Raw genomic sequence first — 8,219 nt, forward strand, 5'->3', positions numbered from 1 at the left:
CGTTTGAGCACCATTCTCGAACCCGGGCAGATCGAAGCGTCGGCAGTCATGCCGCCGTTTCTGCATCTGCCGCCTGCCAACCTGTTTACCTTGCGTGCCACGCGCCTTGAGCACCTGGCCGCAGGCAATGCCCTCGGCGACTACCTGTTGCTGATGGCGCGGCTGTGCCGCATTCAGCAACAGCTTGTGGATAACCCCCCGGGCGCGCTGCCGGTGGCCGATGAACGCCAGCGCCTGTGCATAAGTCATGGGCTGCCGCCGCTGGCCGCTGACAGCCTGGTCCGCGAAGGGCCGTGGCTGGTGTGGTTGCAGGCGCTGCTGGAGCGGCTAGAGGCTGAACCCGAAGGCCCGCTGGGCGACGCGCTGGCGAGTTTGCGCGGTAGTAATGACACTCAGCGCAAAGGCTGGGGCATCGCCTTGCTCAGTGGCCAGTACGACGCTGTACCCGCGGCGCTGGTGCCTTTCATTGGCGCAGCGTTGCAGGCCGCCTGGGCCAGCTGGTTGCTGGCGTTGCCGCAGCCTGAACTTAAGCCCGCCGACAGCCTGGCGCAATGCCCGGCCTGCGGTTCACCGGCGATGGCGGGGGTGGTGCGCAACCGCGGCAAGCATAACGGCCTGCGCTACCTGGCCTGCTCGCTGTGTGCCTGCGAATGGCATGTGGTGCGGGTCAAGTGCGTGTATTGCGAGTCGAGCAAAGGGCTGCGCTACACCAGCCTTGAGGATGACCGCCATGCACCGGGCAAGGCGCCGCTGCGTGCGGAGTGCTGCCCGCAATGCCAGGGGTATCTGAAGCAGAGCTATCTGGAAAACGACGCCTACGCCGAGCCGCTGGCAGACGACCTGGCCAGCCTGGCGCTGGACATTCGCCTGGACCAGGAGGGCTTTCAGCGCCTGGCGCCGAACCTGCTGCTGGCGCCGGGGTAGGGTCTACACTGCAATACCGAGTTGCCTTGTTCGCCGGTTAAGCCCGCCCCTACATGTTTACACAAAATTCTGTAGGAGCGGGCTTGCCCCGCGAATGCGCCCGCATCGACAACGGATCAGTCAAGGTAGTACCGAATGCCCTCAAGCCCTGCCAGCACACTGCGCCTGCCCTCCATCGACACCCTGCTGCGCCACCCCGCCTGCCAGCCGCTGCTCGACCGCCACGGCCGCGAAGCCACCTTGGCCACCCTGCGCCAGTTGCTCGACGACCTGCGCGAGCCCGCCCGCAATGGTGGCTTGAGCCCCGCCGAGCTTGCTGCTGAAATTCTGCTGGGCCGTGCCGGCGAACGCCTGGCCATCCAGCAGCGCAGCCAGGTACGCCGGGTGTTCAACCTCACCGGCACTGTGTTGCACACCAACCTTGGCCGCGCGCTGTTGCCCGAGGAGGCGGTCGAGGCGATGCAGACCGCCGCCCGCTACCCGCTGAACCTGGAGTTCGACCTGGCCACCGGCAAGCGCGGTGACCGTGACGACCTGATCGAAGGCCTGATCCGCGAGCTGACCGGCGCCGAGGCCGTCACCGTGGTCAACAACAACGCCGCCGCCGTGCTGCTGGCGCTGAACAGCCTCGGCGCGCGCAAAGAGGGGGTTATTTCCCGCGGCGAGCTGATCGAGATCGGCGGCGCCTTCCGCATCCCCGACATCATGGCCCGCGCCGGGGTCAAGCTGCACGAGATCGGCACCACCAACCGCACCCATGCCCGCGATTACGAAGCCGCCATCAACCCGCGCACCGGCCTGTTGATGCGCGTGCATTGCAGCAACTACAGCATCCAGGGCTTCACCACCCAGGTGCCCACCGCTGAGCTTGCGCACATCGCCCACCAGCATGGCCTGCCGCTGCTCGAAGACCTGGGCAGTGGCAGCCTGCTCGACCTGACCCGCTGGGGGCTGCCTGCCGAGCCCACGGTGCGCCAGGCCCTCGCCGACGGCGCCGACATCGTCACGTTCAGTGGCGACAAGCTGCTCGGCGGGCCGCAGGCCGGGATTATCGTCGGGCGCAAGGCGCTGATCGCCAAGATCAAGAAGAACCCGCTCAAACGTGCCTTGCGCGTCGACAAGATCACCCTCGCCGCGCTCGAAGCGGTGCTGGCGCTGTACCGCAACCCCGACCGCCTCGCCGAGCGCCTGCCCAGCCTGCGCCTGCTGACCCGCAGCCAAGCCGAGATCCAGGCTCAGGCCGAACGCCTGGCCCCTGAACTGCGGGCGCATTTGGGTGAGCAATGGTCGCTCAGCGTAGCGCCGGCATTGGGCATGATTGGCAGTGGCAGCCAGCCGGTGGCGCGTTTACCCAGTGCCGCGTTGTGCCTGCGCCCACTAGTGTCGAAGAAGCTGCGCGGGCGCAGCCTGCATGTGCTTGAACGGGCGCTGCGCGACTTGCCGGTGCCGGTGCTCGGGCGTATCGACGATGATGCCCTGTGGCTCGATTTGCGCCAGCTCGATGACGAGGCGCAGTGGCTGGCGCAATTGCCGGCGTTGCGCCTGGGGCCGGTGCAGTGATCGTCGGCACCGCCGGGCATATCGACCACGGCAAGACCGCGCTGCTGCAAGCCCTGACCGGCCAGGCCGGCGATACCCGCCAGGAAGAACGCGCCCGTGGCATGACCATCGACCTCGGCTACCGCTACGCAGCGCTGGCCGAGGGTGCGCCGCTGACCGGCTTCATCGACGTGCCCGGCCATGAGCGGTTTATCCACAATATGCTGGCCGGTGCCCATGGCATCGACCTGGTGCTGCTGGTGGTGGCCGCTGACGACGGGGTGATGCCGCAGACCCGTGAGCACCTGGCAATCATCGAGCTGCTGGGTATCCCGCAGGCGCTGGTGGCGATCAGCAAGTGCGACCGTGTCGAGGCGCAACGGCTGGCCGAGGTGCAGGCGCAGGTCACTGCGTTGCTGGCGGCGGGGCCCTACGCCGGGGCACAGCAGTTTGCCTTGTCGAGCATCACCGGCCAGGGCGTCGATGCATTGCGCCAGGCCTTGCGGGCTGCTGCTGGCAAGGTTCGGCAGCGCAGTAGCGAAGGTGGTTTTCGGCTGGCGGTGGACCGGGCTTTTGCGGTGTCTGGCGCAGGCGTGGTGGTCACCGGTACCGCGCTGGCCGGGCAGGTCAGTGCCGGCGATACGCTATTGCTCGGCAAAGCCGGCAAACCTGTGCGGGTGCGCGGCCTGCACGCGCAAAACCAGCCGGCGCTGGTCGCCCACGCCGGGCAGCGGGTAGCACTGAACATCAGCGGCGAGCGCCTGGCCGTGGAGCAGGTGCATCGTGGCGACTGGCTGCTGCCGGCATGGTTGCACGCGCCAAGCCAGCGGGTGGATATCGAGCTGACGCTGCAGGCCGATGAAGCCCGTGCCTTCGAACATTTCAGCGCGGTGCACGTGCACCTCGGCACCCAGGATGTGACTGCCCGCGTGGCGCTGCTCGAAGGCGAGCAACTGCGCGGTGGGCAACGCATGTTTGCCCAGTTGCTGCTCAACGCGCCGCTGCAGGCCGTGCACGGCGACCGCCTTGTGCTACGTGACCAGCGCGCCCAGCACACCCTGGGCGGTGGCCGAGTGCTGGACCCGTTCGCCCCCAGCCGGCACCGGCGTTCGCCGGCGCGGCTGCGTCAGTTGCAGGTGCTGCGCGATGCCGAAACCCTCGAACAGGCCCTGCCAGCGTTGCTCGACAGCGCCCCGGGCGGCCTCGACCCGCAGCGCCTGGAGCGCCAGTTCAACCGGCTGCGCGAGAGCTGGCAGTTGCCGGGCGACGTGCGGGGGGTGGCCACGCGCCAGGGCCAATTGCTGTTTGCCCGCGCCCATTGGCTGGCGCTGCGCGAGCAACTGCTGGCGCGCCTGGGCCAGTTCCATGAGCAAGAACCCGACCAGTTGGGCCCTGACCGCGACCGGCTAAGGCGCTTCTGCGCCATGGCCCTGGAGCGGCCAGCCTTTGTCAGCCTGCTGGATGAACTGCTTGGCGAAGGCGCGATCAGCAGCAGCGGCCCGTGGCTGCATTTGCCGCAGCACAAGGTGCAGTTGAGCGACGCCGATACTGCGCTGTGGGCGCGTCTTGAACCGCGTTTGCTGGCTGGCGAGTTCGACCCGCCGTGGGTGCGCACCCTGGCCGCTGAGCAAGGGGTGGGCGAGGGCGATGTACGTATGTTGTTGCGCAAGCTGGCGCGCCTGGGGTTGGTGCACCAGGTGGTGCGTGACCTGTTCTACCCCGAGGCAACCCTCACGTGCATGGCGGAGCGGCTGTTGCAGCAGGCTCAGGCATCGCCGATAGTGCAGGTTGCCGCGTTTCGCGATATGTTGGGCATCGGTCGCAAACGCAGTGTGCAGATTCTCGAATATTTCGACCGCCTCGGCCTGACCCGACGGGTCGGCGATCAGCGTCACATCCGTATCGATAGTGCCCTGGCCCAGCAGCAGGCCAGGCACTGACAGACCAAGGAAGGCAATCGCGCCCGGTGGCGCGGCCGGGCTTCAAACCCGGTTGGGGACGGCATCCGTTCCCGGGCAGGTTCGACTCCCGCTGCCTTCCGCCACTTTCCGGCTGCACAAAAAAACGCGGTGGTTCGGCTTGCGCTTAAGCGCGCTCCCCGCACAGGTCCAGCGCCAACCAGTGTTCGGTGGCGTCGGCATCGAGCCCGGCACCGAGCAGTGCGAACAACTTGCCCAGCGCGGCCTCACGGGTCATGCCTCCGCCACTGACCAGCCCGGTATCACGCAGGCGGCTGCCGGCGGCGTAGGTGTCGAACACCACTGAGCCTTCTGCGCACTGGCTGATTGCGACGATCACCACACCCCGTTGCCGCGCCGTATGCAGCGCATCGAGCAGTGCCTGGTCATCGGACGGGCCGGTACCGCTGCCGTAGCATTCCAGCACCAAACCTTGAATGCCGCTGGCGAACAGGCCATGCAGGTGCTCGGCGGCAAGGCCTGGGAACACCGGCATTACCGCCAGTTTTACCGGCGTGCGCGGCTGGCGATAGCCAAGGGCCGCGGGCAGCTCGGCGGCATGCTCGCCGTGGCGATGACGGGCCGGCGCGGTGAAGGCGTCGAACGCTTCGCTGCGCAGCTTGGCCGCGCGACAGCCATGCAGCAACTGGCCGTGGAAGTACAGTTGCACGCCGTTGGCAAGGCCCTGCTCGAATTGGCGCAGGGCGCCGACCAGGTTGTCCCAGGCGTCGCTGTCGGGGGTACCGGCAGGCAGCATGGAACCGGTCAACAGTACCGGTACCGGCAGGCCCAGCAGCAGGAACGACAAGGCCGCTGCGCTGTAGGCCAGGGTATCGGTGCCGTGCAGCACCAGCACGCCGTCGTGGCCACCGTGCTCGACCGCCTCGACGATGGCATCACGCATTGCCAGCCAGTTGGCCTGCTGCATGTTGGCGCTGTCGATCAGCGGGTTGAGTTCGAGCAGCGACCAGCGCAGTTGCGGCGCGTCGCTGAGCTGGGCCAGGTGTTCACGCATGCGCGCATCGAAGCCACCCGCCGGCGCCAGGCCTTGCGGAGTCTCCAGCATGCCGATGGTGCCACCGGTATAAAGGACGAGAAGGTTCATGACTGGACGCATGGAAGCATTCCGTAGCCGAGGTGACGAGAAAAGTCAGCCGCCCACGAACGGGGCGGCTGGGGCAGGGGAGCGTATCAGCGCTGGGCTTGCGCTTGCACAGCGCTATTGTCAGCGACTGTTTCAGCCTGCGATGGGACAGGCCAGGCGGCGCGGTCCAGGTCCAGGTCGGCGAACTTGCTGGAGTCGAACACGGGTTGCTTGATGCCGGCTTTACGCTGCTCGTCGTAGTCGCGCATTACACGCAGGCCGACGTTGAACAGCATGGCCAGGGCGACCAGGTTGACGAACGCCAGGCAGGTCATGGTGATGTCGGCGAAGGCGAACACGGTCGACAGGTCTTGCATCGAGCCCCATACCACCAGCGCCAGTACCAAGGCGCGGAAGCCCATCAGCACCGCACGGTTGCGGGTCAGGAACTGCAGGCTGTTTTCGCCCAGGTAGTAGTTGTAGAGGATGCAGGTGAACACGAACAGCGACAGTGCAACGCTGACGAACAGACGGCCCCAGTCACCGACCACGGCGGCCAGCGAGTTCTGGGTCAGGGTAATGCCGTCACCTTCGAAGCCTGGGGTGTAGAAGCCCGACAGCAGGATCAGCAGTGCGGTGCAGGTGCAGATCACGAAGGTATCGAGGAACACGCTGAACGCCTGGACCACGCCTTGCGCGCCCGGGTGTTTCACCGCAGCCACGGCCGCTACGTTAGGTGCACTGCCCAGGCCGGCTTCGTTGGCGAACACGCCACGTTTCACGCCCATCACGATGGCGCTGCCGAGCAGGCCGCCGAACGCAGGGTCGAGGCCGAAGGCGCTCTTGAAGATGGTTTCCAGCATGGCTGGCACGTGTTCGATCTGGGTGCCGATCACGTACAGGGTCACGCCGATGTAGGCCAGGGTCTTGACCGGAACCAGCAGGTCCGACACGGCAGCGATACGCTTGATACCGCCGATGAAGGTGATTGCCAGCAGCACTGCCAGTACCAGGCCGGTGTGGCTTGGGGCGAAGTCAAAGGCGTTTTGCAGCGAGTGGGTCACGGTGTACGACTGCAGGCCGATGAAGGCGAAGCCGTAGGTGACCAGCAGCAGGATCGAGAACACGATCGCCATGCTTTTGCGCTTCAGGCCATGCTGGATGTAGTACGCCGGGCCGCCACGGTACAGGCCATCGCCATCGGCGCGCTTGTAGACCTGGGCCAGGGTGCACTCGAAGAAGCTGCTGGACATGCCCACCAGTGCGGTGACCCACATCCAGAACACAGCGCCTGGGCCGCCGAGGGTTACGGCGATACCGACGCCTGCGATGTTACCGGCGCCGACGCGGCCGGCGAGGCTCAGCATCAGGGCCTGGAAGGAGCTCAGTTGGCCTGCCTGGCCGCGAAGGGATTCCTTGAAGACGCCGAACATGTGAGCAAAGTGGCGGAACTGCACAAACCGCGAGCGGAGGGTGAAGTAGCTGCCGAGTCCGACGATCAGCACGATGAGCACTTTCCCCGAGAGGAAGTCGTTGATTACTTCGAGCATTGAAAATGACCTCGATTCTTATTCTTCGTATGGAATGACCAGCGGATGGCAGGCACACCGCTATTCGTTAGCGCGCATGTTTGGCGATGACACCTGTAGTTACAATTTCGCGGGTTGCTCCGTTTTGGTGCGACCTGATGCTACAATGGCGTCATTCGCATCACCTGGACCTGGGCAACATGGCCGATCACTTCGCTGTAAACCTCAAATTGGCCTGTAGCCACTACCGCTCTATCTCGGAGGTTTGCCGTCAACTGGCAATCAACCGTGCGCAGTTCAACAAGTACCTGAGCGGGCAAAGCCGTCCGACGGCTTACAACCTCAAGCGCATCGGCGATTTCTTCGGTGTGGAGGATTACGAGCTGGGTTTGCCGCCAGAACACTTCGCCCGCCTGATCGGTGCGCGCACACCGAGCGAACAGCCGGGGCAGGCCGACGACCCGATCAGCGAGTTGTTCAAGCCGCTGCATAAAGAGGCCGGCAACCTGTCGCGTTACTGCGGGTATTACTTCGAGTATTCCAACTGCATGTCGGTGCCCGGCTCGATCCTGGTGTCGCTGGTGCACCTGCGCGAGGAGCGCGGCAGTTTTCTGTTCGAGCGCCAGGAGCGTCAGGAGCGCAGCAGCGCCAACGACTTGCACGCCGAAGTGCGCTGCCGCTACCTGGGCGCGGCGTTTCAGTTGCAGGACCGCATGTTCCTCATCGATTACGAGTCGCTGACGCTCAACGAGATGAGCCAGACCATTCTCATTCCAAGCTTCAAGAGCCGTATCAGCCGCCTGAATGGCCTCAAGACGGGGGTGTCCAGCGGCGACCGGCGTAACCCGGCCTGCACCCGCGTGGTCTGGGAATACCTCGGTGAGGAAATCAACCGCATCAATGCCTACCGCCAGGTGCGCCTGTACCGCCCGGACGATGTGCGCATCGACGACGACATCCGCGAACGCCTGAGTGCCGGGATGATCAGCAACGGCTTGTTCGAGATCGAGTAGCAGTGATTGTTTCGAGCGCCCTGTAGCGCCTCTGCTCGAGATTCCATGGTTTTGTACAAGCCTGCTCTCGCCAGGCAGATCTCCTTGTGGCGAGCTCCCTTGTGGCGAGCGGGCTTGTCCCGCGTTGGGCTGCGCAGCAGCCCCTTGGGTTTTCAGGGCTGCTGCGCAGCCC

6 protein-coding genes and 1 tRNA gene are annotated in these 8,219 nt (G+C 65.6%); 5 read left to right on the forward strand and 2 right to left on the reverse strand.

The window, feature by feature from the left end:
• Positions 1-3 precede the first annotated feature (3 nt).
• The 4 genes from fdhE (at position 4) to HU720_RS09425 (ending at position 4,507) form a co-directional block, all read left to right on the forward strand.
• Positions 4-924 carry a formate dehydrogenase accessory protein FdhE gene (gene fdhE, locus HU720_RS09410; RefSeq protein WP_186519406.1) on the forward strand — a complete coding sequence of 307 codons (921 nt, stop codon included), beginning with the start codon at positions 4-6 and terminating at the stop codon, positions 922-924.
• Positions 925-1,059: 135 nt separating this feature from the next.
• Entirely contained in the window at positions 1,060-2,484 is a 1,425-nt protein-coding gene (selA, locus tag HU720_RS09415) for an L-seryl-tRNA(Sec) selenium transferase (protein WP_186519408.1), read from the forward strand.
• Complete coding sequence (gene selB, locus HU720_RS09420; protein WP_186519414.1) at positions 2,481-4,403, forward strand: selenocysteine-specific translation elongation factor; 1,923 nt, start codon at positions 2,481-2,483, stop codon at positions 4,401-4,403. The genes selA and selB overlap by 4 nt, the downstream gene beginning before the upstream one ends.
• An 8-nt stretch (positions 4,404-4,411) precedes the next feature.
• A tRNA-Sec gene (locus HU720_RS09425) sits at positions 4,412-4,507 on the forward strand.
• Between the two features lie 41 nt (positions 4,508-4,548).
• Here HU720_RS09425 and HU720_RS09430 read toward each other — a convergent pair.
• On the reverse strand, positions 4,549-5,538 hold the full coding sequence (locus HU720_RS09430) for an asparaginase (protein WP_186519410.1): 990 nt from the start codon (positions 5,536-5,538) through the stop codon (positions 4,549-4,551).
• Positions 5,539-5,612: 74 nt separating this feature from the next.
• Positions 5,613-7,055 carry an alanine/glycine:cation symporter family protein gene (locus HU720_RS09435; protein WP_186519412.1) on the reverse strand — a complete coding sequence of 481 codons (1,443 nt, stop codon included), beginning with the start codon at positions 7,053-7,055 and terminating at the stop codon, positions 5,613-5,615.
• A 179-nt stretch (positions 7,056-7,234) separates the two neighbouring features.
• On the opposite strand from HU720_RS09435, the gene HU720_RS09440 reads away from it, so the two are divergent.
• Complete coding sequence (locus tag HU720_RS09440; RefSeq protein WP_186519416.1) at positions 7,235-8,047, forward strand: helix-turn-helix transcriptional regulator; 813 nt, start codon at positions 7,235-7,237, stop codon at positions 8,045-8,047.
• The last annotated feature ends 172 nt before the right edge of the window (positions 8,048-8,219 follow it).

The organism is Pseudomonas sp. SWRI51 (genome assembly GCF_014268825.1).
GTDB classification, from domain to species: domain Bacteria; phylum Pseudomonadota; class Gammaproteobacteria; order Pseudomonadales; family Pseudomonadaceae; genus Aquipseudomonas; species Aquipseudomonas farsensis.

Excerpts from the sequence above, each read along its gene's own strand:
- selA (WP_186519408.1), top strand. The coding sequence starts at position 1,060 with ATGCCCTCAAGCCCTGCCAGCACACTGCGCCTGCCCTCCATCGACACC.
- HU720_RS09440 (WP_186519416.1), top strand. The coding sequence starts at position 7,235 with ATGGCCGATCACTTCGCTGTAAACCTCAAATTGGCCTGTAGCCACTAC.
- HU720_RS09435 (WP_186519412.1), bottom strand. The coding sequence starts at position 7,055 with ATGCTCGAAGTAATCAACGACTTCCTCTCGGGGAAAGTGCTCATCGTG.
- HU720_RS09430 (WP_186519410.1), bottom strand. The coding sequence starts at position 5,538 with ATGCGTCCAGTCATGAACCTTCTCGTCCTTTATACCGGTGGCACCATC.